23 protein-coding genes and 1 riboswitch are annotated in these 24,719 nt (G+C 43.5%); of the genes, 21 read left to right on the top strand and 2 right to left on the bottom strand.

All coding sequences use genetic code 11. The annotated features are described in order from the left end of the window. The first annotated feature begins 1 nt into the window (after position 1). The 8 genes from OW255_RS16450 to OW255_RS16420 all read left to right on the top strand — a co-directional run bounded on the left by OW255_RS16450 (position 2) and on the right by OW255_RS16420 (position 9,683). Positions 2–634, top strand: coding sequence for a cyclodeaminase/cyclohydrolase family protein (locus OW255_RS16450; RefSeq protein WP_024838739.1), 633 nt, complete (start codon positions 2–4; stop codon positions 632–634). A 17-nt stretch (positions 635–651) separates the two neighbouring features. After that, positions 652–1,491: a bifunctional 5,10-methylenetetrahydrofolate dehydrogenase/5,10-methenyltetrahydrofolate cyclohydrolase gene (locus tag OW255_RS16445; RefSeq protein ID WP_268114679.1), complete on the top strand. Its 840-nt coding sequence runs from the start codon at positions 652–654 to the stop codon at positions 1,489–1,491. Between the two features lie 325 nt (positions 1,492–1,816). Further along, positions 1,817–1,906: a potassium-transporting ATPase subunit F gene (locus OW255_RS21105; RefSeq protein WP_416861621.1), complete on the top strand. Its 90-nt coding sequence runs from the start codon at positions 1,817–1,819 to the stop codon at positions 1,904–1,906. Continuing rightward, entirely contained in the window at positions 1,903–3,588 is a 1,686-nt protein-coding gene (gene kdpA / locus OW255_RS16440) for a potassium-transporting ATPase subunit KdpA (RefSeq protein ID WP_268114678.1), read from the top strand. Before OW255_RS21105 ends, kdpA begins: the two co-directional genes overlap by 4 nt. Positions 3,589–3,608: 20 nt before the next feature. Then, a complete protein-coding gene (kdpB, locus tag OW255_RS16435) occupies positions 3,609–5,660 on the top strand; it encodes a potassium-transporting ATPase subunit KdpB (protein ID WP_268116623.1) in 2,052 nt (683 codons plus the stop codon). A 14-nt stretch (positions 5,661–5,674) separates the two neighbouring features. Then, positions 5,675–6,232, top strand: coding sequence for a potassium-transporting ATPase subunit C (locus OW255_RS16430; protein WP_268114677.1), 558 nt, complete (start codon positions 5,675–5,677; stop codon positions 6,230–6,232). Between the two features lie 21 nt (positions 6,233–6,253). Then, a complete protein-coding gene (locus OW255_RS16425) occupies positions 6,254–8,971 on the top strand; it encodes a sensor histidine kinase KdpD (protein ID WP_326498135.1) in 2,718 nt (905 codons plus the stop codon). A gap of 1 nt (position 8,972) precedes the next feature. Continuing rightward, the gene (locus OW255_RS16420) at positions 8,973–9,683 is read left to right on the top strand and encodes a response regulator transcription factor (protein WP_024838733.1); all 711 of its coding nucleotides are present in this window, start codon (positions 8,973–8,975) and stop codon (positions 9,681–9,683) included. An 88-nt stretch (positions 9,684–9,771) separates the two neighbouring features. Here the strand turns inward: OW255_RS16420 and OW255_RS16415 are convergent, their stop codons facing one another. Continuing rightward, a complete protein-coding gene (locus OW255_RS16415) occupies positions 9,772–11,334 on the bottom strand; it encodes a class I SAM-dependent methyltransferase (RefSeq protein WP_024838732.1) in 1,563 nt (520 codons plus the stop codon). Positions 11,335–11,492: 158 nt separating this feature from the next. Here OW255_RS16415 and OW255_RS16410 point away from each other — a divergent pair, with 158 nt between their 5' ends. The 7 genes from OW255_RS16410 (at position 11,493) to ablB (ending at position 18,102) form a co-directional block, all read left to right on the top strand. Beyond that, positions 11,493–11,945, top strand: coding sequence for a MarR family winged helix-turn-helix transcriptional regulator (locus OW255_RS16410; RefSeq protein ID WP_024838731.1), 453 nt, complete (start codon positions 11,493–11,495; stop codon positions 11,943–11,945). A gap of 54 nt (positions 11,946–11,999) precedes the next feature. Then, the gene (locus OW255_RS16405) at positions 12,000–13,451 is read left to right on the top strand and encodes an MFS transporter (protein WP_024838730.1); all 1,452 of its coding nucleotides are present in this window, start codon (positions 12,000–12,002) and stop codon (positions 13,449–13,451) included. A gap of 250 nt (positions 13,452–13,701) precedes the next feature. Then, positions 13,702–14,490, top strand: a complete 789-nt coding sequence (locus tag OW255_RS16400) for an ABC transporter substrate-binding protein (protein WP_268114676.1) — start codon at positions 13,702–13,704, stop codon at positions 14,488–14,490. Between the two features lie 31 nt (positions 14,491–14,521). Continuing rightward, the gene (locus tag OW255_RS16395; RefSeq protein ID WP_268114675.1) at positions 14,522–15,193 is read left to right on the top strand and encodes an amino acid ABC transporter permease; all 672 of its coding nucleotides are present in this window, start codon (positions 14,522–14,524) and stop codon (positions 15,191–15,193) included. 7 nt (positions 15,194–15,200) lie between these two features. Continuing rightward, positions 15,201–15,923 (top strand): amino acid ABC transporter ATP-binding protein, encoded by a 723-nt coding sequence (locus OW255_RS16390; RefSeq protein WP_268114674.1) that lies wholly within the window; start codon positions 15,201–15,203, stop codon positions 15,921–15,923. Positions 15,924–15,977: 54 nt separating this feature from the next. Continuing rightward, the gene (kamA, locus tag OW255_RS16385) at positions 15,978–17,255 is read left to right on the top strand and encodes a lysine 2,3-aminomutase (RefSeq protein ID WP_268114673.1); all 1,278 of its coding nucleotides are present in this window, start codon (positions 15,978–15,980) and stop codon (positions 17,253–17,255) included. Then, positions 17,236–18,102, top strand: a complete 867-nt coding sequence (gene ablB, locus OW255_RS16380) for a putative beta-lysine N-acetyltransferase (protein WP_268114672.1) — start codon at positions 17,236–17,238, stop codon at positions 18,100–18,102. Before kamA ends, ablB begins: the two co-directional genes overlap by 20 nt. Before the next feature lie 166 nt (positions 18,103–18,268). On the opposite strand, the gene thiT is transcribed toward ablB, so the two are convergent. After that, on the bottom strand, positions 18,269–18,940 hold the full coding sequence (thiT, locus tag OW255_RS16375) for an energy-coupled thiamine transporter ThiT (protein ID WP_024838725.1): 672 nt from the start codon (positions 18,938–18,940) through the stop codon (positions 18,269–18,271). 27 nt (positions 18,941–18,967) lie between these two features. Further along, positions 18,968–19,066: riboswitch (TPP riboswitch) on the bottom strand. Positions 19,067–19,206: 140 nt separating this feature from the next. Between thiT and OW255_RS16370 the strand changes: the two genes are divergently transcribed. The 6 genes from OW255_RS16370 (at position 19,207) to rlmH (ending at position 24,622) form a co-directional block, all read left to right on the top strand. Next, on the top strand, positions 19,207–19,632 hold the full coding sequence (locus tag OW255_RS16370; protein WP_024838724.1) for a DMT family transporter: 426 nt from the start codon (positions 19,207–19,209) through the stop codon (positions 19,630–19,632). Between the two features lie 102 nt (positions 19,633–19,734). After that, complete coding sequence (locus tag OW255_RS16365; protein WP_024838723.1) at positions 19,735–20,382, top strand: ComEA family DNA-binding protein; 648 nt, start codon at positions 19,735–19,737, stop codon at positions 20,380–20,382. A gap of 21 nt (positions 20,383–20,403) precedes the next feature. Then, positions 20,404–21,102: a response regulator transcription factor gene (locus OW255_RS16360; RefSeq protein WP_024838722.1), complete on the top strand. Its 699-nt coding sequence runs from the start codon at positions 20,404–20,406 to the stop codon at positions 21,100–21,102. Positions 21,103–21,223: 121 nt separating this feature from the next. Next, a complete protein-coding gene (locus OW255_RS16355) occupies positions 21,224–23,080 on the top strand; it encodes a DUF6320 domain-containing protein (protein ID WP_268114671.1) in 1,857 nt (618 codons plus the stop codon). 24 nt (positions 23,081–23,104) lie between these two features. After that, the gene (locus OW255_RS16350) at positions 23,105–24,133 is read left to right on the top strand and encodes an alpha/beta hydrolase (RefSeq protein WP_268114670.1); all 1,029 of its coding nucleotides are present in this window, start codon (positions 23,105–23,107) and stop codon (positions 24,131–24,133) included. A gap of 9 nt (positions 24,134–24,142) precedes the next feature. Continuing rightward, positions 24,143–24,622 (top strand): 23S rRNA (pseudouridine(1915)-N(3))-methyltransferase RlmH, encoded by a 480-nt coding sequence (gene rlmH / locus OW255_RS16345; protein WP_268114669.1) that lies wholly within the window; start codon positions 24,143–24,145, stop codon positions 24,620–24,622. Positions 24,623–24,719: the final 97 nt, after the last annotated feature.

The raw sequence follows: 24,719 nt of genomic DNA, 5'->3' as shown, positions 1-24,719 counted from the left end.
AATGATACAGGATTTTACAGTTTCTTCCTTCTTAGAACAGCTTTCATCCAAAAGCCCCACACCAGGGGGAGGCGGTGCAGCTGGTCTTGGAGGCGCAGTTGGAACGGCTCTCGGTGAGATGGTGGTAAATTTGACTCTTGGTAAAAAGAAGTATGCAGAGGTGGAAGAGGAGATGCAGTCTATCCTTCAATCCCTTTCCCAGATCAGAGAGGAATTTATGAGACTTGCCGATGAGGATGCAGCTGTATTTGCACCTTTGGCCGAAGCTTATGCCCTTCCGTCTAAAACGGAGGAAGAAAAGAAGAAAAAAACTGAAATCCTGGAAGATCTCCTTGTTTCGGCTGCCCAGGTGCCTCTTTCTGTCATGGAGCTTTGCTTAAAGGCTCTTAATCATATGGAGGTTCTGGCAGTCAAAGGAAGCCGCCTGGCGGTCAGCGATGTGGGAGTAGGGGTACAGATGATCCGTGCTTCCCTCCTTGGAGCCAAGATGAACGTATTAATCAATACAAAAACAATGGTCAACCGGGAAAAAGCCAGAGAATTAAATGCAAGGGCTCAGTACGTTTCAGAGGAAGGAATCCTTTGGGCAGATCAAATTTATACGCAGGTGGAAACGGCGTTAAAGACAGAATAAAGGAGGCAAAAATAGCCGTGATAACATTAAAGGGTGCAGAAGTATCTGCTAAAATCAGGGAACAGGTGGATGAGCTTTGTAAGGGAATGACAGGAAGTACACCGAAGCTTGCAATCGTAAGAGTAGGAGAGCGGCCCGATGATCTTTCCTATGAGCGGGGAGCTTTAAAAAAGATGGAGGCATTCGGCCTTCTGGCAGAAAGCTTTGCCTTTCCAGGTGATATCAGCGATGAGGATTTTAAACGGGAATTTTCAAAGATCAATGAAAATCCTGAGATTCAGGGAATCCTGCTGCTTCGCCCCCTGCCTGAGCAGATCAGGGAAAAAGATATCGAGGAAATGATCCAGCCGAAAAAGGATTTAGACGGCATTTCCCCTGTTAACATTGCCAAGGTCTTTGCAGGAGATGAATCCGGATTTGCACCTTGTACTGCAGAAGCTGTGGTCGAGGTTCTAAAGGCCAATGAAATCCCCATGACAGGTAAAAAGGTAATTGTGGTCGGCAGAAGTATGGTGGTCGGACGTCCCCTTTCCATGCTGATGTTAAAAGAAAATGCCACTGTTACGATCTGCCACACCCGGACAGAGAATCTAAAGGAGACCTGCAAACAGGGAGATATTCTGGTTGCGGCCGTAGGCCGGGCAAAGATGCTTGACGGCTCCTACGTTGGAACTGGTGCCGTTGTCATTGATGTGGGAATCAATGTGGATGAAAACGGAAAACTTTGCGGCGATGTGGATTTCGATTCCCTGGAGGGAATCGCATCCATGGCAACCCCAGTTCCTGGCGGGGTGGGCGCTGTTACTACCGCTGTGTTGGCAAAGCATCTTGTGATTGCTGGATTATCCCAGAGGTAAGAAAAGACATTTCATTTATGAACGAAAAAGTGTAGAAAGAGCTTGTTTTGGTTTTGTAACAGAAACCGAAGCAGGCTCTTTTTTTCTTGCCAACTTCTTGACATGGACCCGTTCCATCTTGACACCCCTTTGATTCTATTTCTGATATGATTGCAGATGTAAGGAGATAGACTTCTATTTAAAAAATTTAAGCGAGAGGTGAGAGTTATGGATTGGTTTGGACTGGTACTTTTAATTCTTGTCATTGTTTTATCCATGCTTTGCATCGTTCAGTGGTGGGTCAATATCCATCAATGAAGGAGGAAGAGACGAAGGAGATGATAAGATGAGCGTTCTTTTAGCAGTAACAGGCATGGTTGGCCTTGCCTTGCTGATTTATTTGTTTTACGTGTTATTTCGAGGTGATGAATTATGAAGTATATCATCATGCAGGATATTTTTTATGTGGCTGTTTTATTAGGGTTATCCATTTTGACGGGGAATTATATCCATAAGGTAATGAGCGGACAAAAGGTTTTTTTAAGTCCGCTTTTGGCTCCTGTGGAAAAAAAAATTTATAAGCTTATGGGAATGAGTGACCATGAGGAAATGACTGCAAAGCAGTATACCTGTTCCATCATTTTCTTCAGTGCAGCAGGCTTTATATTCCTGTTTCTTATGTTGATTTTACAGGGGTTTCTGCCCTTTAATCCCCAGGGAATGAAGGGAACCAGCTGGCATCTGGCCTTTAACACGGCGGCAAGCTTTGTATCCAATACAAACTGGCAGGCGTATTCCGGGGAGAGCACTCTGTCTTATCTGACCCAGCTTCTGGGCCTGACGGTTCAGAACTTTGTATCAGCGGCCACTGGAATCGCAGTTCTTTATGCCCTGATTCGAGGGTTCATATGGAAGCAAACAAGCACGTTGGGAAACTTTTGGGAGGACGTAACAAGGAGTGTGCTTTATATCCTTCTGCCTCTTTCCATAGTAATTGCTCTTCTTTTGGTTTCTCAGGGCGTTGTCCAGTCCTTTGAACCATATAAAGAGGTTTCCACACTGGAACATGGGTCAGTGCAGGTGATTCCTCTTGGCCCTGCAGCCAGTCAGATCGCCATTAAACAGCTTGGCACCAATGGCGGCGGCTTCTTTGGAATGAACTCTGCATATCCTCTGGAGAATCCTACGATATTATCCAATTTCATTCAGGTGTTATCCATACTACTCCTGCCGGCTTCCCTTTGTGTCAGCTTTGGAAAGGCGGTTAAGGACAGAAAGCAGGGGCGCACCGTCTATGCTGTCATGATGATTTTCTTTGCCGCCGCATTGCTGGTGGCGACCATGAGCGAGCAAATGGCTGGCCCTGTCTGGAATGGAGTGGCTGCCTCTGGAAGCATGGAAGGAAAAGAAGTGATTCATGGTGTGGGAGGGTCCTCGTTATGGGCTGTGGTTACGACGGCCGCCTCCAATGGCTCTGTCAATGCCATGCATGACAGCCTGACTCCCATGGCTGGGTTTGTCACTATGTTTCTCATGCAGCTAGGGGAAATTGTATTTGGAGGCGTGGGAAGTGGCCTTTATGGAATGCTGGGTTTTGTGCTCTTAACGGTATTTATCGCCGGACTTATGGTGGGGAGAACGCCGGAGTATTTAGGGAAAAAGGTGGAGCCATTTGACATGAAGATGGTGTGTTTAATCGTTCTAACACCGCCGCTTTTAACTCTTATTGGAACGGCAGCAGCAGTCTGTATGCCAGAGGCAGCAACCTGGCTTACCAATTCGGGTGCCCACGGATTTTCAGAGATTTTGTACGCCTTTTCATCCATGGCAAACAACAATGGAAGCAGCTTTGGAGGCTTTAATGGGAATACAGTATTTACCAATGTAACCGGCGGTCTCATCATGCTTTTGGTCCGTTTTATCCCCATGGGCGCAGCCATATTCCTTGCCGGAAATATGGCAAAGAAAAAGACCGTTGCTTCCAGTGAAGGAACCTTATCAACCAGCAACGTAACCTTTATCGGCCTTTTGATCGGCGTTATCCTGATTGTGGGTGCGCTCAGCTTTTTACCTGCTCTGGCACTTGGCCCCATTGCTGATTTTGTAACATCAAGATAACAGAAGGTGATAATATGGAAATGAAAGATAGTAAAAAAAGTATATTTGCAGATGCCATCAGACAGTCCTTTAAAAAGCTGTCTCCCCGCGTCCAGGTAAAAAATCCGGTGATGCTTGTGGTTTATCTTGGTGCCATCATGACCTCAGGGTTCTATGTTCTCTCATTTTTTGGAATCAGCGATGAAAGGGCCGGTTATACCCTTTCCATCTCACTGATTCTATGGTTTACGGTACTTTTTGCTAATTTTGCAGAATCCATAGCAGAGGGAAGAGGAAGGGCACAGGCAGCCAGCCTCCGCAGTGCCAGAAAAGATGTGAAGGCCAGAAAGCTAAAGAATGCTGCGGACCTTTCTGATTACACGGAAGTCCTTTCCAATACCCTGAAAAAAGGGGATATCGTATACGTGAAAGGGAACGAACAGATTCCAATGGATGGAGAAGTCATAGAAGGAGCAGCCTCTGTTGACGAAAGTGCCATCACCGGAGAATCTGCTCCCGTAATCCGGGAATCAGGAGGGGACAGAAGTGCAGTAACCGGGGGCACCACCCTGGTATCTGACTGGCTCATCATCAGGGTGACGGCAGAGGCCGGAGAGAGCTTTCTGGATAAGATGATTTCAATGGTAGAAGGGGCAGCCAGAAAAAAAACGCCCAATGAAATTGCCCTTCAGATTCTTCTCATTACCTTAACCATAATTTTTCTGGTGGTAACGGCGGCTTTATTGCCCTTTACAGACTTCGCAAGCAAACAGGCAGGGTCTGGCACTGCGATTTCTCTTACCAACATCATCGCTCTACTCGTATGCCTTGCCCCTACCACCATCGGTGCCCTTCTTTCTTCCATTGGAATTGCAGGAATGAGCCGCTTGAATCAGGCCAATGTTCTGGCTATGAGCGGCCGCGCCATTGAGGCGGCAGGAGATGTGGATGTACTTTTGCTGGATAAGACAGGGACAATTACCTTAGGTAACCGTCAGGCCAGCGAATTTCTTCCGGTTCCCGGAGTAACAGAACAGGAGCTTGCAGATGCCGCCCAGCTGTCCTCTCTTGCCGATGAAACGGCGGAAGGAAGAAGCATTGTAGTGCTTGCCAAGGAGCGGTTTGGCTTACGGGGCAGGGAGCTTTCCGGGCTCGATGCAGTTTTTGTAGAGTTTACAGCCAAAACAAGGATGAGCGGAATTGATTATCAGGGAAATGAAATAAGAAAAGGAGCCGCAGATACGGTAAAAGAGTATGTCATAAAAAAGGGCGGCAGATATCCAGAGGAATGTGACCGGCTGGTGAAACGGGTCGCGGGATCTGGAGGAACCCCTCTGGTGGTAGTAAAAAACAGTCAGGTCCTTGGCGTGGTTCACTTAAAGGATATTGTAAAGAACGGAGTAAAGGAACGCTTTGAGGACCTTAGAATCATGGGCATTAAGACTATTATGATAACCGGAGATAACCCAATGACTGCAGCGGCTATCGCAGCGGAGGCAGGGGTGGATGATTTTCTTGCTGAGGCGACTCCGGAAGCAAAGCTAGCCCTTATCCGGGAGTATCAGGCAGGTGGCCATCTGGTCGCCATGACAGGAGATGGAACAAACGATGCTCCCGCACTGGCCCAGGCAGATGTTGCCGTTGCCATGAATACGGGCACACAGGCGGCGAAGGAAGCCGGAAACATGGTTGACTTAGACTCCAGTCCCACAAAGCTGATTGACATCGTCCGGATAGGAAAACAGCTGTTAATGACCAGAGGTTCACTGACCACATTCAGTGTGGCAAACGATGTGGCAAAGTATTTTGCTATTATACCGGTGCTGTTTTTCGGTATCTATCCTAAGCTTTCAACCCTTAATTTTATGGGACTGACCAGTGCTTCCAGTGCCATGCTCTCAGCCATTATTTATAACGCTGTCATTATCATAGCGCTCATTCCCCTGGCATTAAAGGGAGTCAAATACCGTGAACTGCCAGCCGGTAAGCTGCTAAAAAGAAACTTATTGATCTATGGACTGGGGGGAATCACGGCTCCATTTCTGGCTATTAAGATAATTGATATGCTGTTGACGGCCAGTGGGCTGGTATAAGGAGGTGTGTACCTATGAAATTAAAAAAAGAATTAAGACCAGCACTCATTTGCTTTGGCATTATGACGGTTCTTTGCGGTGCTCTATATACGGCAGCCATAACAGGGATTTCCCAGCTTGTGTTTAAGGACCAGGCAAATGGAAGTATCGTTGCCGTGCATCAAAAAAACGGTACAAAAATAGAAATGGGTTCCAGACTCCTTGCCCAAAGCTTCACAAAGCCGGAATATCTGGTGGGAAGGCCAGCAGGGGTCTCCAATCTTTCTCCAGTCAGCAAGGAGGAGAAAACGCTGGTGCAGGAACGGATAGACTGGTGGCATACATTGGATCCAGAGAATGAAAAGGAGATACCAATGGATCTGGTCACTGGTTCGGGAAGCGGCGTTGACCCTCACATCACACCCCAGGCAGCTGAGTATCAGGTAACGCGGATTGCAAAGGCCAGAGGGATGACAGAAGAGGAAGTGCGCCATATGATTAATAAATATACAAGTGGCCGGCTGCTGGGATTTATGGGGGAGCCTTCTGTTGATGTATTCATGGTAAATTTAGCGCTGGATGGGTTGATATAATCAAAAAAAGTGGTATGATTCATGGATAAAGGTGGTGATGCAGGAATGGATCTGATGGACCAGAGGCCGGATCCCGATGAAATTTTAGAGACGATCAAAGCCGGAGAGTCAAAGCCGGCAGGCAAACTTAAAATTTTTTTTGGGTACGCGGCTGGTGTTGGAAAAACGTATGCCATGCTGGATGCGGCGCAGGAGCTTTATAGAAGCGGCGTGGATGTTCTGGTTGGCTATATTGAGCCTCATACACGCCCGGAAACCATGGAAAAGCTGAAAGGACTCCCCATCCTCCCTCCCAAAACAGTATCATACCGGAAGATAGAGTTAAAAGAATTCGACTTGGACGAAGCCCTAAGGCGAAAGCCGGAGCTGATTTTAGTGGATGAACTGGCCCACACCAATGGGGAAGGCGGAAGAAATAAAAAAAGGTATCAGGATATTGAGGAGCTGCTGGCAGCAGGCATCGATGTTTACACCACGGTAAATGTCCAGCATATGGAAAGTCTGAATGATGTCATAGAGAACATCACAACAATCAGGGTTCAGGAAACCGTACCGGATTACATTTTTGACCGGGCAGAGGAAATCAAGCTGGTGGATCTTGAGCCGGAAGAGCTTCTGCGCCGTTTGGAAGGCGGTAAGGTCTACGGTCCTGACCGTGCCAGGCTGGCTATGCAGAACTTTTTCAGTCGGGAAAATTTAAGACTTTTGCGGGAAATTGCTCTTAGATGCACGGCTGATAAGATAAGTCTGGAAAATCAAAACCAGCGCACCTTATCCGATAAGCTGGCTAATACAAAGATGCTGGTCTGCATCGGTCCCTCACCCTCCTCTGCCAAATGTATCCGCTGGACCGCCAGGGCAGCGGAAGCATTTCATGCAAGCTGGAGTGCTCTTTATGTGGAAGATACCAAAAGAGAAGGGGTCACAAAGCAGCAGCAAAAGACCATTCAGGAGAATATAGAGCTGGCAGAAAAGCTGGGAGCTGAAATCGTAAACCTGACCGGTCATGACCTTTCAATTGTCATATCGGAATATGCAAAGCTATCTGGAATTACAAATATAGTGGTGGGTAAGAGCCGGAACCGAAAGACACTGAAAAGTCTGTTTGAAGAGGATTTAGAAGATAAGCTGATTTCCCTTTTGCCAGCCATAGAGGTCCATATCATCCCTGGAACTGTGGGAAAACGGAGCTATCGAAAACCACGTAAAAGTTTAAATGTGGAAATGCCCCATCTATCCTTAGGAGATTCCATGAAATCCCTTGCTATCTTGGTGGCAGCTACCTTACTGTCCTTTGGATTTCATGGTCTGGATGTTATGAACCAGAACATTATTATGGTTTATATTTTTTCTGTTTTACTGATTTCGAGGGTCACAGAAGGGTATGTATATGGAATTGCCTCCTCCGTCATCAGCGTCCTGACCTTTAATTTCTTTTTTACAGAGCCTTATTTTACTCTGGATGCCATACAAACCGGCTATCCGCTGACCTTTCTTATTATGCTTTTGGTGGCACTGATTACAAGTGCCATGACGGTAAGGATTAAAGCGGAAGCAAGACTTGCGGTAAAAAGGGAGCACCGGACGGAGGTGCTTTATGAGATCAACAAAAAGCTTTTGGCAGCCAGAGGACTTGAAACTATTGTATCATTGACCAATGACTACATCACCAGGCTGTTTGACCGATCCATTGTGTTCTTTCCTTTGGATCCGGTACAGGGGGAAGATGGAATAGTCATGCAGGCGTTTGACGACGTGGATGCTTCTGTTTTGAATTCTCCGGATGAAAAGGCAGTGGCACACTGGGTATTTCTCAATCAGAAGCGGGCCGGGGCAGGAACGGATACTTTAATGGGAGCTGCCGCTTTCTATATGCCAGTGGTTTCCCAGGGGAAGGTTCTTGCTGTTTGGGGAATCTCCTGTAAAAAGGGAAAGTTAGATCACGATACCCGTCTGTTCCTGCGGATGATCGCATCTCAGGCAGCCATGGCTCTGGAGCGGCAAAAGCTTTCTGATGAGCAGAACCGCATTGTGGTGGAGTCAGAAAAGGAGAGAATGAGGAGCACGCTTTTGCGGGCCATTTCTCACGATCTGCGCACCCCCCTTGCAGGGATATTAGGCTCCAGCTCTGCCATTTTGGAAAACAGAAAAGCGCTTGACGAGGCGACAAGAGATAGCCTTATTGCCAATATACAGGAAGAATCCCAATGGCTGATCCGCATGGTGGAAAATCTTCTTTCGGTTACAAGAATTAACGAAAACGCATCTAATTTAGTAACCAAACCGGAAGCAGCGGAGGAGGTAGTGGGAGAGGCAGTAAGCAGAATCAAGCACAGGTTTCCCCAACGGGAAATCATGGTGTATGTACCAGAGGAGTACCTGGAGGTTCCCATGGATGGCACGCTGATTGTACAGGTACTCATCAATCTTTTGGAAAATGGGATCAAGTATTCACCAGAGGATACCCCTGTGGAGCTCCACTTAAAAAGGAATGGAGATTGGGCTGAATTTATGGTCATGGATCGGGGAAAGGGGATTTCCCAGGAGGAATTTCCTTATCTTTTTACCGGAAATAAGCCGGCAGAACATAGAAGCTCTGATTCAGCCAGAGGCCTTGGAATCGGATTGTCTATCTGCAAGACCATTATAAACGCCCATGGAGGCGAATTAATGGCTGAAAACAGGGAGGGCAAAGGAGCCGTATTTCGCCTTACCCTGCCATTGAAAGGAAGTGAATAAAATGGATACCAAACCAACGGTCTTAATCATCGAAGATGAGGATGCCATCTGCAATTTCATCTCAGCAGTATTAACTTCTAACGATTATCAGGTCATAAAAGCCAAAACAGGAAAGGAAGGACTTTCCATGTTCACCTCTCACATCCCTGATATCATTCTTTTGGACCTTGGTCTTCCTGATATGGACGGGGTGGAGATACTGAAAAAAATCCGAAGCTGGTCAAAGGTACCTATCATTGTAGTATCAGCCAGAGGCCATGAACGGGAGAAAGTAGCAGCTCTTGATCTTGGGGCAGATGATTATATCGTAAAGCCCTTTGGCACACCAGAGCTTCTTGCCCGGATTCGAACAGCCATCCGCCACAGCGCAGAGGCAGCTGGCGCGGGAGGTCATGAAGCAGATAAATTCATGGTAGGGAATCTGGAAATTAATTATGGAAAGCGAATCGTCATAAAGGATGGAGAGCGGGTTCATTTAACGCCCATTGAATACAAGATTATGGTGCTTCTTTCCAAAAATGCAGGCAAAGTATTGACTCATGATTTTATCATTCGGGAAATATGGGGGCTTTATACGGATGAGAGCCATACCTTGCGGGTGAATATGGCCAACATTCGAAGAAAAATAGAAATTAATCCTGGGAATCCCCAATATATCCTCACTGAGATGGGGGTCGGATACCGGATGGTGGAAGAGCTTGGAGAGGCATAAATAAATTTATGTAACAGGAAAAGGACGCATTGCATACTGGTTGTAAAGCCAGTCTTGCAACGCGTTCTTTTTATTTATTTCTCAGTTTTTATTTTTTCGCCTTCACCAGATACTGATAAGCGGTAAATGCGTCTGTCTGACTGGTACTGAGAGCGCAAAGCTTCTCAATCAGGCGCAGCTGATCATCACTGACCCAGACTCTGGTGTTGCCAACATCAAGGATCTCATATCCTGCCCGTGAGAACATTTTGATGATTTCTGCCTTTGTAAAGAAACGAAGGTGGGTCCGGTCCAAAATTCCGCTGTCCTGATAGGTAAAGGCACCATTTAACAGATCGCCGATAACCGAAATGTGCATGATATTTGGAATGCTTGCAAGAATCATACCACCTGGCTTTAAATAACGTTTCATATTTACCAGCACAGCCTCAGGCTGGTTTAAGTGCTCCAGTACATCACCAAATATAATATAGTCAAAATATTCCCCTGGATAATCCAGGTCCTGTTCTACGTTGCCCTGAGTTACGGGAAACAGCTTGGAAGCAATGCTCCATGAGCCGGGATCCAGCTCAATGCCGTGAAGCTCTGCCAGTGGGTATTTATTCTTTATGGCTAGCAGAGAAGCTCCACAGGCACAGCCTACATCTAAGACTCTTAGTGGGGTATCGGCTGGATCTGTAATGAGGGCCAGGATATCCGGACGGCTGAACATGGAATAATTAAGGCGCACGTTCCATCTATCATAAAAATGGTTGAAATCCAGGAGTCTGGCTGGATTATTCTGATTCTGTACAATGGTATAGACATAGCCGTGGTGGCAGATAAAGGTCAGCTTTTTTAAGGAAATAAGCTGGAAGCTTAAATCCTTTTCCGCTACCTCTAAGGTCAGGAAGGATGGATGGAAGCCTTTGACTTCATCCCAGCATTTTCTGTTTACCAGAATGCTGCCGCAGGAGGGGACAAGAGCCGGAGCCATATTATCATCTCCAGGCAGGTTATGTTCAATCGCATAACCATCAGCCCGGCGAATGGGAGTTTCAAATTCTGTCAGTCCGTAGGCAGGTCCGTTGGTGACTGCATTGACAGCGCCAATTTCGTCATCTCTGTAAAGAGACATGCGAAGGAGGAACAGGGCATGGGCAAGGAGAGCAGAGCCTTTATCTAAAATCATAAGATCATCTGCTTCTCCTGTCAGCTTCACAGCCTTTTCATAGGCATTATGAAGGGTAAGTCCCTTGACAGAAAGTACCGTAATCTCTTTTTCACCAAGCAGCCAGTCAGTAACTTCCTTTGATTCCTCCCAGTCAAGAATTACAACGTGATTGGAATCTTCCTTAAGGGCCAGTGTGGCAGCTAAAATAGCTTTCATTTGTGCCAGTTCCGGTACGGATGGAAGGAGGAGAGATACCTGGGGGGTATCCTCCGGTGAATCCTTTTTCATAGCTTCAATGATGCTTGAAAGCCTGGAAGCTTCTTCTTTATCCTCACAAAGATAAAAACTGTGGACAAAGCAAAAATACGCCCGTTTTAAATTCCCTTCCTTTTTATAGTATTCTCCTAATTTATCATAAATCTTAAAATTCCGGCTGTCCTTTCCGGCTTCTTCCAAAAGCGCTTTCAATTCATGTAAGGCTTCCACCTGATCGTTCATAATATCTCCTTTTAAGCTTTTTATTTCATTATATTCCTTAAGTACATGCTGATGTGCTACTGACAATTTTTCTATTCTTATATAGTTGACATATCAACTAAAAAGGACTATAATATCCAACGAATGAATATGGGGAATATCAGGAAAAAGGAGAGAGAATGAAAGAAGAATATAGAAAGCTCAGTAAGTATACGGGAGGTATTTATCGTTGTACCCTGTCTTATACCAATGAAGTATTAAAACCATACGGATTATGCGGCGGAAGCGGTTCCTTTTTGCTGGCGTTAGCTCTTAAAGATGGAATCAACCAAAACCAGCTGAGCAAGGAATTAAACGTGGATAAAGCGATGTCAGCCAGAGAGGTAAAAAAACTGATCCAAATGGGATATGTGAAAAAAGAGACAGACCATAAGGATACAAGAGCGTATAAGCTTTATCTGACGGAAGAGGGAAAATCCATGATTCCAGCCATCAAAAAGGAAATGACTCTCTGGAACGATGCCATTACAAAAGGGCTTGATGAGAAGGAAAAGGAAGAACTGATGAGGATGCTTGATGTGGTTTTAAAAGAAGCAAGACATCTTCGAAGGATTCAAAAAGATGAGGAATAAAAGGGGAAGAAAGAAGAGAGAATTTATTATATGAATCTAGAAACGGAGATATCAATGGAACAAACAAATGAAAAAGTATACAAAAACCGTATGCTTATTTTAATTAATGTAGTGTTGCTCACCCTTATGGCTACTCTGGACAGCAGCATCGTAAACGTGGCCCTTCCCCAGATGTCAGAGCTTTTACACGTAAGCTCAGAGGCAATTTCCTGGGTAGTAACGATTTATCTTCTGGTGGTGGTCGGAACCATTTTAATTTTTGGCCGTTTGGGCGATATTATAGGAAAGACACGGATTTTCTTATACGGAGTTTTAGTTTTTACTGCTGGATCATTGCTTTGCGGGATATCCCATAGCTTTTTACAGCTCATTATTTCCCGGGGAATCCAGGCTCTTGGAGCAGCGGCAGCTATGGGCACCAATCAGGGAATCATCACCCAGGTCTTTCCAGCAAATGAGAGGGGAAAAGCCCTTGGAATCTCAGGTACTGCGGTAGCGCTTGGGTCCATGGCAGGTCCACCCCTGGGCGGTTTTATTATACATTCTTTTGCCTGGGAATATATATTTTTAATTAATGTACCAATTGGAATCTTGGTTTATTTTTTAGGAATAAGGATTCTTCCCAAATCAAAAAAAGCATCGCAACAGCCCTTTGATAGAAAAGGAAGTGTTTTATTTTTATTTTCCGTGGTCACTTTGTTTTTATCACTGACATTGGGAAAGAACTACGGATACGCAAGCCCGCTGATTGTGGGAGGATTCCTTTTCTTTTTTATTTCCTTCCTTTTGTTTCTTTATCTGGAGAGCCGGACAGAAGTACCCCTTTTGCCTCTCAGTCTGTTTCGAAACAGCCTGTTTTCCATCAGCATATTATGCGCCTTTTTATCCTTTGTGGCGCTCAGTAGCTCTTCCATCATCCTGCCCTTTTATCTTCAGGATACCCTTAAATATTCTCCTGCGTTTACAGGAATCATACTTATGGTATCTCCGGTAATTCTGGCAGTAGTAGCTCCAGTCAGCGGGTATTTATCTGATAAGATAGGTTCGGAGATTCTTACCTTTGCAGGACTTTGCTTGTCAGGAGTGGGACTTTGTCTTATGGCCACCTTAACGGAAACTTCAGAAATCAAGGTTTTGGTGGTTTATCTGGCAATCATGTCAGTAGGAAACGGATTATTTCAATCTCCCAACAATTCTATTACAATGTCTACGGCTCCGAAAAATATGCTGGGAATCTGCGGTAGTGTCAATGCATTGATTCGGAATCTGGGTATTATCAGCGGAGTGTCCTTTGCTGTTATTATTCTCTACAGCCAGATGAGTCAGAAGGTCGGTTATAATGTATCAGATTATATCAGGGGACGTGACGATGTATTTATTTATGGAATGAGGACCGTCTATCTGATTGCCGCAGCGATTTGCGGAATGGGTGCTTGTTTAACCGCAGTGAGACTGTACGGTCAGAAGCGAAAGAAACAGTCCTATCATAATGTGGAAACGAGTTAGAGCGTAAAAATAGTATCTTAAAGGGCATGTAACGATGTGGCCCCAATGATTCAGACAAAATAGCGTAGTAGTTTTCAGCTGCTACGCTATTTTGATGCAAGAAACCATTTATTACTCACTTACATTGAGCGTAATGGGTACAGGTGCTAAACACATAATTAGTAAAAAAAATAAAATTTTACTTGGATGAGTAACAACTTCATGATAAAATGAAGTTGTTACTTTTGGCTTGAAACAAGAAGGAGGTTACATGAATCTGAGAAAAAAAATAATATTATTCTTAGTATTAACATCAATTTCGATTCTTTTCACCGGCTGCAAAAAGGAGGAAACAGACAGTTTAAAGCGCGTTGAGCAAGCAGGTACATTAACGGTTGTAGGAAGTGGAGGTTACCCCCCATTTAACTATATGGAAGATGGTAAAGTTGTCGGATTTGACGTTGATACAGGGGAAGAAATAGCAAAGCGTTTAGGGGTTGGACTTAACTATGTCACATCTGATTGGGATGGCCTGACGGAAGGGTTAAGGAACAAGCGATATGATGCTGTCTTAGGTAGTATGGCTATAACAGATGAGCGCCTTAAAGTTGTAGATTTTACAAATCCTTATTATTATTCAGGTGCACAATTATTTGTAAATAAAGATTCAGAAATTACTGAAGTGAATCAATTGAGCGGAAAAAAAATTGCTGTAACGACAGGAACGAATTTTGTTTTAGATGCAGAAAAATTAGGAGCAGAAGTAAGCTTTTATCAAGATGATAATGCGACACTTTTGGAGTTGATCAATGGGCGGGTTGATGGTGTGATTACAGACCGATTGGTAGGCTTGTCTGCAATGGAGGATATTGCAGGCGGTGAAAATCTGATTCTTATCGGAGAACTATTAAGGCTTGAAAATATGGGGATCGCAATCAACAAGGATGATAAGGAACTACTAGAAAAAATAAATAAAATAATACAAGAAATGCATGAGGATGGTACATTAACTAAGATCAGTGAAAAATGGCTGGGTGGCGTGGATATCACGGTGAAATAGTTTTTAGATTTACATATAAAGGAGGAAAAGTATGAGCATTTGGGACTTTTCAGTTATTCCAAACTATTTTATGTCATTTTTAGATGCAGCAAAGATGACGGTATTGGTAACGGTATTCGGTATCCTTATTGGTATTATATTTGGACTTATTCTTGCACTGATGCGTATATCCAATTACAGGATTTTAAGCATTCCTGCACGGGTATATATATGGATTGTTCGGGGGACTCCATTGCTGTTACAGTTACTATTGATTTATTTTGGTCTCGTTAATATCGTTCGTATTGGTAATCTACCCTCCGCTTTTTTAGCACTTGGACTTCATAATGCGGCGTACATCGCAGAAATATTCAGAGGGTCGATACAGGGAATTGCCAGAGGACAGCGGGAAGCAGGTCTTTCTTTGGGGATGACAGAGGGGAAGGTAATGCGCCGTATCGTATTACCGCAGGCATTCAAACGTGCAGTCCCCTCATTAAGCAATCAGTTGATCATAGCCCTAAAGGATTCCTCTTTAGCGAGTGCTGTTGCCATACCGGAGCTATTGCTATATGCAAGACAGCTTGGTTCCTCTACGTTCCGATTAATGGAAATGTTAAGCATAGCAGCTATTTACTATTTGATTATGACCTCAGTATTAACGATATTAGCTAATGGAATTGAGAAACGATTAAATGTCAGTGATTTTAAAGTATTGGAGTGATCATCCTATGATAAATATAAGAGGACTTAATAAATGGTTTGGAAAGCATCAAGTATTGCATGATATCGAATTCCATGTAGACAAGAATGAAGTAGTTGTTATTATTGGTTCAAGTGGGTCAGGGAAGAGTACGTTACTTCGATGTATTAATTTTTTTGAAATAGCCCAGGAGGGAATGATTCAGATTGATGGGAAAACAATAACCTCAAAAACGAAGAATTTACACCTGATTAGACAAGAAGTAGGCATGGTGTTTCAGCATTTTAATCTTTTTCCACACAAAACTGTATTAGAAAATGTGATGGAAGGCTTAACACAAGTTAAGAAAGTTCCGCTTAAAATGGCAAAGGAAGAAGGACTTTCATTGTTAGATAAAGTAAATATGCAAGACAAGGCGGATACATATCCAGCCATGATATCAGGCGGACAAAAACAACGTGTCGCTATTGCACGTGCATTAGCTATGAATCCTAAGATTATGTTATTTGACGAACCTACATCAGCCTTAGACCCGGAACTGGTTGGTGAAGTTTTAAAGGTTATGAAAAACCTTGCAGATGATGGTATGACCATGGTTGTAGTTACACATGAGATGGGGTTTGCAAAGGAAGTTGCTGACAGAATCGTTTACATGGATGAAGGCAAAATTGTCGAGGAAGGAACACCGGAGGAAATATTTGAACGTCCTTTAAATGAGAGAACGAAAGAGTTTATATCACAGATTTTATAGAATTGCCTGAATTAATATACTTAACTAATAGATTGGCTTTATCTGGAGGTGTTTATGAAAAGAAATTTTAAAAATATAGAATTATGGAAGGATGTAACGCAAGAACAGTGGAACAGTTGGCAATGGCAGATATCGAATAGAATTACCACGGTGGATGAACTGGAGAAAGTTATAAATCTTACGGATGATGAAAAGTATGGAATAATAACCAGCCTTAAGAAATTAAAAATGGCTATCACTCCTTATTACGCAACGCTAATTAATCCGGATGACTATAATTGCCCAATTAGAAGGCAAGCGATTCCAACAGTTCATGAATCAGAGATATCAGATTGTGAAAGCTGCGACCCCTTACATGAAACCCTTGACTCTCCAGTTTGTGGACTTACACACAGATATCCGGATCGGGTGCTTTTTCTTATTACCGAACAATGTTCTATGTATTGCAGACATTGTACAAGGAGACGCTTTGCAGGACAGGAAGATAATTCCTTGTCAAGAAGATCTATTTTAAAAGCCATTCAATATATAAAAGTCCATACTGAAGTGAGAGATGTTTTATTATCTGGCGGTGATGCATTGTGCGTTTCAGATGAAAAACTTGAATTTATTTTGAAAGAATTAAGAGCAATACCCCATGTTGAAATCATTAGAATTGGAACTCGCGTTCCAGTTGTTATGCCGCAGCGAGTAACAGAAACTCTATGCAGCATGATTAAAAAATATCATCCTGTTTGGATTAATACCCATTTCAATCATCCATATGAAATAACACAAGAATCAAAACTTGCATGCAAAATGCTTGCTGATGCAGGAATCCCACTAGGTAACCAGTCTGTATTATTAAAGAATATAAATGACTGTCCATCTATTATGAAGTCACTTGTGCAGCAATTGGTAGTTAATCGGGTAAGACCTTATTACATATATCAATGTGATCTGTCTGAGGGCATTGAACATTTTCGTACACCAGTAGCGGCGGGAATTGAGATCATAGAGTTATTACGTGGCCATACTTCAGGATTTGCAGTGCCAACCTTTGTAATAGATGCACCAGGGGGCGGTGGTAAGATACCAGTTAATCCGCAATATGTGATATCTCAATCGCCGGAAAAAGTAATTCTAAGAAACTATGAAGGTGTTATATGTACGTATACGGAACCGGTGGATAAAACCCATACATGTAAGCAGTGTGGTATTTGTGATAAATACAAAAAAGATGAATATAAGGGGGTGGAGAAACTCTTAAAAAATGAGTGTACTTGCCTGATACCAGCGAGCAATGTACGAATAGACAGGAGAGCAAGATATCATGAAAAAATTTCAATGTGATGCTGAAAATGATTGTAAAATTACAATAGATACAATAAAAATATATCTGGACAACATGAATAAACGCGTGAAAATACTTGATTCCAGTAACATATCGGTTCAGGCCTTAGAAAAAATAATAGACGTTGCAACGGTAAATCAGGCGGGTAAAATAATAGTTAATACCGATATATCTAATTTGAAGATATTTACTGAGGCAGGATTTAATATCGAAGGAAAGATAGCTGGATTTTTCAAGGGAAAAGATGCATATTGTTTGTCCTATTTTATAGACAGCAAAAGAAAAATTGCTGCTAATTCTGTAGAGAAAGATATGTTGGTCAGGCAGTGCATAAAGAAACATGGAAAATATATTGCCGGTGGCAGTAACACTCTGCCATATAGCATTAGAACCGCGACACAAAGAGATATAAGAGAAATCGCTGCTTTGTTTTCAGCCGTGTTTTCGACATATCCTACCCCTGTATATGACGAGGATTATCTAAGTCAAACAATGAATAGAAACGTATTGTATAAGATTGCTGAATTAGAGGGAAAGATAATTGGGATCGCTTCAGCGGATATGGACATAGTGAATCTGAATGCTGAAATGACGGATTGCGCCACCTATGCAGAATACAGGGGAAAAGGGGTTCTGTCCAATATTATAAATGAGTTGGAATCAGAGCTTTTAAACAGGAACTTTATTACTTTATATAGTCTGTCCAGAGCTATAAATACTGGCATTAATATGGTGTTATGTAAACACGAATACATATATGCAGGCAGGTTAATAAATAATTGTAATATATGCGGTGCATTTGAAGATATGAATATCTGGACAAAAAATATTCATCCTATTAATTAAATATCAACAATGCATTGCAGCTATCAAACGTCGTTGAAAAATAATTAAGGATGAGGCAGAAAAGGAGCACAGTATTTCTTTGTCATAAAAAACCGTCCCCCAAACGTCAGATGTTATGTTCTGTTGTTTGGAGGACGGTTTAAAGGCCGCCTTCTTCTTATCAAGCTTATTCGCTTACTGCCAGCCGCTTTACCTGGGTGATTGCCTTAAATACAGGAGGCATATAAAGAATAATAACGGTTACAATTAACTCTGGGAGAATGTAAGTGGCGTTATATACCAGGGTATAAATCATGGAATTGGTACCTTCCGGTGCATAAGAAGCAAAAAATATGTAACCGGAGATTACATGAAAGAGATATCGTCCTATAACGCCTGTGATATATCCAGCCACCAGTCCATGCTTTTTATTGCGAAACAAGCCAGACAGTCCAAGGGCACCGAATGCCAGAGGATAATCAAGGAGCACCTGAATGGGAGCGAATATATATGGATTCATGATAAACTGCAAAATTCCATAAGCAACCCCAGTCATGATTCCTGTTCTTAATCCGAAGACATAGCCAATGAGGCAGATAAACAGCATGGAAAACAGGGTGATGGAGCCTCCAAATGGAAGTGAGGCAAACTTAATAAAGGAAGTCACAAGAGAAAGAGCCATGGCGCCTGCACAGTAAACCATACGCTGGGTCTTTACATGAGGCGTTGTATCCTGGGACTTTGAAAAGAACTGAAAACCAAAAAAGACTGCTGCTAACAACAGGATCACAGCTGTATATCCTGCCGTGGTCAGCATATATTCCGCATTCTCAGCGGAGTAATTCAGAAAAAAAGACATAAAAATACCTCCTTTTATATGCGCAGGAGGGGACTACTGATGCTTCCTTACGCCGGTATTAACCGGTTCAAGTAGTGAGGGTTAGGTAACGACCAATCTCAGCCTGAGGCTCCCCTAGCGTGTGAACATTTATTTGTTGCTGTGAGTATAACGCAATTGGTATCCCTTGTCAAGTTGTGTCAAATGATAATATTTGCATAAAAAAGCAAATAAGGCACAACCTAGTATATAGCAGAAAAAGAAAACAGGAACAAAGGAGGTTATTTATGACAGGCTTTATAATCGCCCTTATTTCAGGGGCACTTATGAGCATCCAGGGAGTCTTAAATACAGGAGTGACCAAGCAGACCAGCATGTGGGTGTCTACAGGCTGGGTGCAGCTCACTGCATTTTTGACCTGTCTGGTGTTATGGTATTTTTCAGGCCGGGAGAATGTTACAGACCTTCTTAATGTGCATCCAAAATACATGCTCGTGGGAGGTATCATCGGCGCGTTCATCACCTATACGGTCGTTCGAAGCATGAGTACCTTAGGACCTGCCAAAGCAGCCCTTGTTATTGTGGTATCCCAGATCATCGTGGCTTATGGCGTTGAGCTTTTCGGTCTCTTTGGTGTGGAAAAGGTAGGATTTGAGTGGAAAAAGCTGATCGGTGCCGTAGTGGCTATCATCGGAATCATGATATTTAATTAATTTGGAAATAGTGCTTGTATTTACGTATTTCTTTCGGTAGAATAATAACATAGGCTGAAGATGGTATCCTTTTTATCCAAATTTTGTAACAGGAGGGATATCATGAAATATAAGAAAGCGAAATTAATTTTACTCGTTTTATGTATTTTAATTTCAGGCATATGCTATACCGTAAGCAGGTTTTCCTATCAGCGGACAGATAGTACCAAATTATCACCGTCAACAAAAGAGATGGAAGAAACCTCAGGCACTGTTTCCCAGGAAAAGATATCAGAAGAATCTAAGGGCAGCAGTTTCTCAGATGCATTGGCTGAGGGGAGTCTGCCCTGCTATATACATATCTGCGGAGAGGTGGTTTTTCCTGGCGTGTACCAGCTTTCAGAGGAAAGCAGAGTATTTGAGGCCGTGGAAAAGGCTGGAGGCTTCACCCCCCAGGCAGCACCGGAGCATTTGAATATGGCAGAACGGATCAGAGACGGCATGAAGATTGTGGTCTTAAGCAGAGAAGAAGCAGTGACCGCTGGAAATCCGAATTCAGGAGAAACCGGAAAGAAAGATTCCAAGCTTAATATAAACACTGCCTCAAAGGAAGAACTGATGACTTTAAGAGGTGTCGGAGAAGCCAAAGCGGGTGACATCATAAAGTACCGGGACAGCCACGGTGGATTTAAACGGATCGAGGATATTATGAATATATCCGGGATCAAGGATGCAGCATTTCAAAAGATAAAAGACGATATAACGGTTTAAGATAGAAGACAGAGGTGTGAGATGGCAAGTGTTTTAGTAGTGGATGATGAAAAATTAATTGTGAAGGGCATGAGATTCAGCCTGGAGCAGGATGGCATGGACGTCGATTGTGCGTATGACGGAGAGGAAGCCATCAGTCTGGCAAAACAGAAGGAGTACGACGTGGTCTTACTTGATGTCATGCTTCCGAAGTTTGATGGTTATGAGGTCTGCCAGGCAATCAGAGAGTTTTCCGAGATGCCCATAATTATGCTGACAGCAAAGGGCAACGATATGGATAAGATTCTTGGACTGGAGTACGGGGCTGATGATTATATTACGAAACCTTTTAATATTCTGGAAGTAAAGGCAAGAATCAAGGCAATCATGCGCCGGAATGCCAAAAAGGGCAGACGGGATCGTCAGGATGAAGGACGTCTTGTTACCGCAGGAGATTTAAAGCTGGACCGTGACAGCAGACGTGTTTTTATTGGCGATAAGGAGATTAATCTGACCGCCAAGGAATTTGATCTGTTAGAGCTTTTGACCTGCAATCCTGGAAAGGTCTACAGCAGGGAACAGCTTCTTACGTTTGTTTGGGGGAATAAGGCCATGGACACCGGAGATGTCCGTACCGTTGACGTTCATGTGCGCCGTCTAAGAGAGAAGATAGAGCCTAGCCCAAGCGATCCGAAATATGTGCATACCAAATGGGGCGTTGGTTATTATTTCCGCGTCTAGGGTAGAATAATAAGACGGATTTCCTGCCGCATACCGGGGAAATCCGTCTTTTCCAAATCATGGGAAAAGATAACAATATTATATACCGTCCATATGGAACGAGAAGAGAGGCACAGACTGGATGAAGCGAAGTCCCCAGGGAGAGAGATGGAGAAGACTTGATAATACGGCAAAGATATTTCCCGTTATAGCAAGCAAAAGTTTAAGCAGTGTGTTTCGCATTTCAGCTACATTAAAAGAAGAGATAGATCCAGGAACCCTCCAGACAGCCTTAGAAGAGGTCCTTCCTGAGTTTGAGGGATTTTCTGTCAGGCTGGGAAGAGGATTTTTCTGGTATTATTTTGAACATAACAAGAGGATGCCTGTCATCGAAAGGGAGACCACCTATCCCTGTAAATACATTGATCCAAGGAGCAGCCACCAGTTTTTATTCCGGGTCAGTTATTATGACAGACGGATTAATCTGGAGGTTTTTCATGCAGTTACAGACGGACTGGGAGCCGTGAACTTTTTAAAGGCCTTAGTCTACCGGTATCTGGATTTAAAGAAGGGCTGGAAATCAGAGCATAACTTTTCCCAGAAGATATCCCCGGATATCTCCATGAATGTGGAGGACAGCTATGTCAGAAACTACAAAAAGACGGAAAAACGCAAATACAGCTCAAAAAGTGCTTATCATATAAAAGGAGAGCCCCTTCCTCTTGATGAAGAAAATATCCTTCATGGCTATATGGGATTAAAGGAGCTTAAAGAGGCCGGAAAGCGTTACAATGTCAGTATTACCAAGTTTCTTACGGCAGCTCTCATCTGGTCTATCTATGAAGAATTTCTGGAGAAAAAAGCGAGTCATGCTCCCATTGGAATCAGCATTCCCATTAATCTTAGAACCTTTTTCGATTCCAAGACCATGGCGAATTTTTTTGCAGTTACCCTGATTGAGTATCTATCAGACGGAAAAGACCATACCTTTCCGGAGATATTAAAAACGGTCAGCTCTCAGATGGATCATAACATTACAAAGGAAAGGATGGAGGAAGTTATCTCCTATAATGTTTCCAATGAGAAAAAATGGTATCTGCGGGTTGTTCCCCTCTTCGTGAAATGGGGAGCCATTAACTACGTGTTCCGGAAAAATGATAAAGCCTATACCATGACCCTGTCAAATATCGGGCCTATTGATGTGCTGGAAGAATACAGGGAAGACGTAGAACGGTTTCATATGCTGATTGGAGTCTCCAACCGGCAGCCGGTAAAATGCGCCGTCTGTTCCTATGGAGGTGAGGTAGTGGTCACTTTTACCTCTGTGTTCCAGGATACCAGACTCCAGGACCGCTTCTTTGACTTTTTACAGTCAGAAGGCGTACCGGTAAAAACGGAAAGCAACGGTGTTCCCGAAAAGCGGGATGATAAGGGAATGTATCCCCAGATTCGTTACGATCAGGAAAAGATGAAGCAGATTGCCAATGTTTTCTATGGTCTGATGATTTTTATGTCATTTATTCTGGGAATCATTAATTATGCCACTTATTCTGGTTCCATGTGGTCTGTCATTGCCATAGGCCTGATGGCTTATGCGGTGATTACGGTTCGATATTCCTTATTGCACCATTCCAATCTGGGTGCTAAGCTTCTGATGCAGACAGCGGCGGCAGAAGCGTTGTGGGTGGCCATCGATTATTCCAACGGCTACAGCGGCTGGTCTGTGAATTACGGAATTCCCAGTACCATTCTGTTTGCAGATTTATCCGTAGTTTTCCTGATTCTGGTAAACCGAATGAACTGGCAAAGCTATTTCATGTATCAGATTGCTATCACCGTATTCAGCTTTATCCCTTTGATCTTTTGGGCAGCGGGCCTGATTACCAGACCGCCCCTTACCATAGTCGCTGTCACATTGACGGTTATACTCCTTGCTGTCACCATTTTACTTGGTGACCGGAGCGTGAAAAATGAATTAAAGCGGCGGTTTCATATATAAGGGCAGAAAGGAGCTTTCATAGCTTTGAGAAGAAAAAATGTAAGCGTAAGAGGAAATCTGGTGAGAGAAATGATGCAAAACGTTATGGAAACATCCTTAAAAGAGCCCATACAGACCGGGGAATTAAGACGCAATCCCGTAGAACCTGCCTGGGTCTGTCCGGCTGGCTATGAATATGAAATCATAGAAAATGAGAATTCCAAAATGGAATATTTAAGGCCAGTAGGTGTCTTTACCGGCCGTGTCATCTTACAGCTTCACGGCGGCGGTTACATTGGTCCCATGAAGAACATTTACCGGAGATTTGCCGTCCGTTATTCCAAAATCAGCTATGGAGGGGATGTACTGACTCCGGACTACCGGGTAGCACCGGAAAATCCTTATCCTGCCGCTCTTAAGGATGCCCTGTTTGCTTACCAATGGCTGATAGAGGAGAAAAAGTACGACCCTGCCAACATCGTAATTGCAGGAGATTCAGCGGGCGGCGGCTTAGGTCTTGCCCTTGGTCTTTATTTAAAGGATCACAATATGCCTCTCCCCGGCGGCTACATCGCCATGTCTGCCTGGACGGATTTAACAAACAGCGGAGAAAGCTATAAGACCAACTATGAGATAGACCCTCTGTTTGGAAATTCCACCAGAAACATGCTTTACGATTCTTCCTATGTGGGAGAAAACGACCCAGCTGATCCTTACATTTCCCCTCTGTTTGGCGAATTCAGCCAGTTTCCTCCTGTTCTTTTACAGGCTGGAAGCTATGAGGTCCTTTTAAGTGATACCCTTTCCATCGCAGAAAAGCTGAAAGCAGCAGGAGTCAAGCACCGCCTTTCCGTATACGATGGCATGTTCCATGTATTCCAGATGGGCCTTGACCTGATTCCAGAAAGCCGGGAAGCCTGGGAAGAAGCCGAGGAGTTTTTAAGAATCATATATCATATCAGCGTAAAACCGGATGGAAAAGTAGTCCGAAAGGTACAAAACGGAGAGAAAAAAACAGTAAGAGACGTAACAAAGCTTCTCATCGCCATGATGAAAAAGGAGCTTGATGGATAGGAGAGTTACATGAAGATAACTTTGGTCACAGTCGGAAAGATCAAGGAAAAGTTTTACACCGACGCCATTTCAGAATATACGAAGAGACTGAGCCGCTACTGCAAGCTGGATATCATTCAGCTGCCGGATGAAAAAACACCGGATCATGCCGGCGAGGTGCTGGAACGCCAGATTAAGGAAAAAGAAGGGGAGCGGATCCTTGGTTCAATCAAAGACGGCGCTTATGTGATCGCCCTTGCCATTGAAGGAGAGATGCTGGATTCCGTCAAGCTATCTGAGAAAATTGACTCTCTTGGAATCGGAGGAACCAGCCAGATTGTATTTGTCATCGGCGGTTCCCTTGGGCTGTCAGATGCGGTACTAAAGCGGGCTGATTATAAGCTTAGCTTTTCAAGGATGACATTTCCTCATCAGCTGATGCGGGTAATACTACTGGAACAGGTTTACCGCAGCTACCGGATTATTTGTGGGGAGCCTTATCATAAGTAAGGGTTAATTCTAAAGGAATATTTAATTGGCTATAAAAAAGTGATTGATATTATTTTAAGAACATGCGGAAGAGACATTTTAAGTAACATATGAGCAT

The sequence above is a fragment of the Lacrimispora xylanolytica genome (assembly GCF_026723765.1).
Taxonomy (GTDB): Bacteria; Bacillota; Clostridia; order Lachnospirales; family Lachnospiraceae; genus Lacrimispora; species Lacrimispora xylanolytica.
This window is presented reverse-complemented; position numbering and strand designations above follow the sequence as displayed.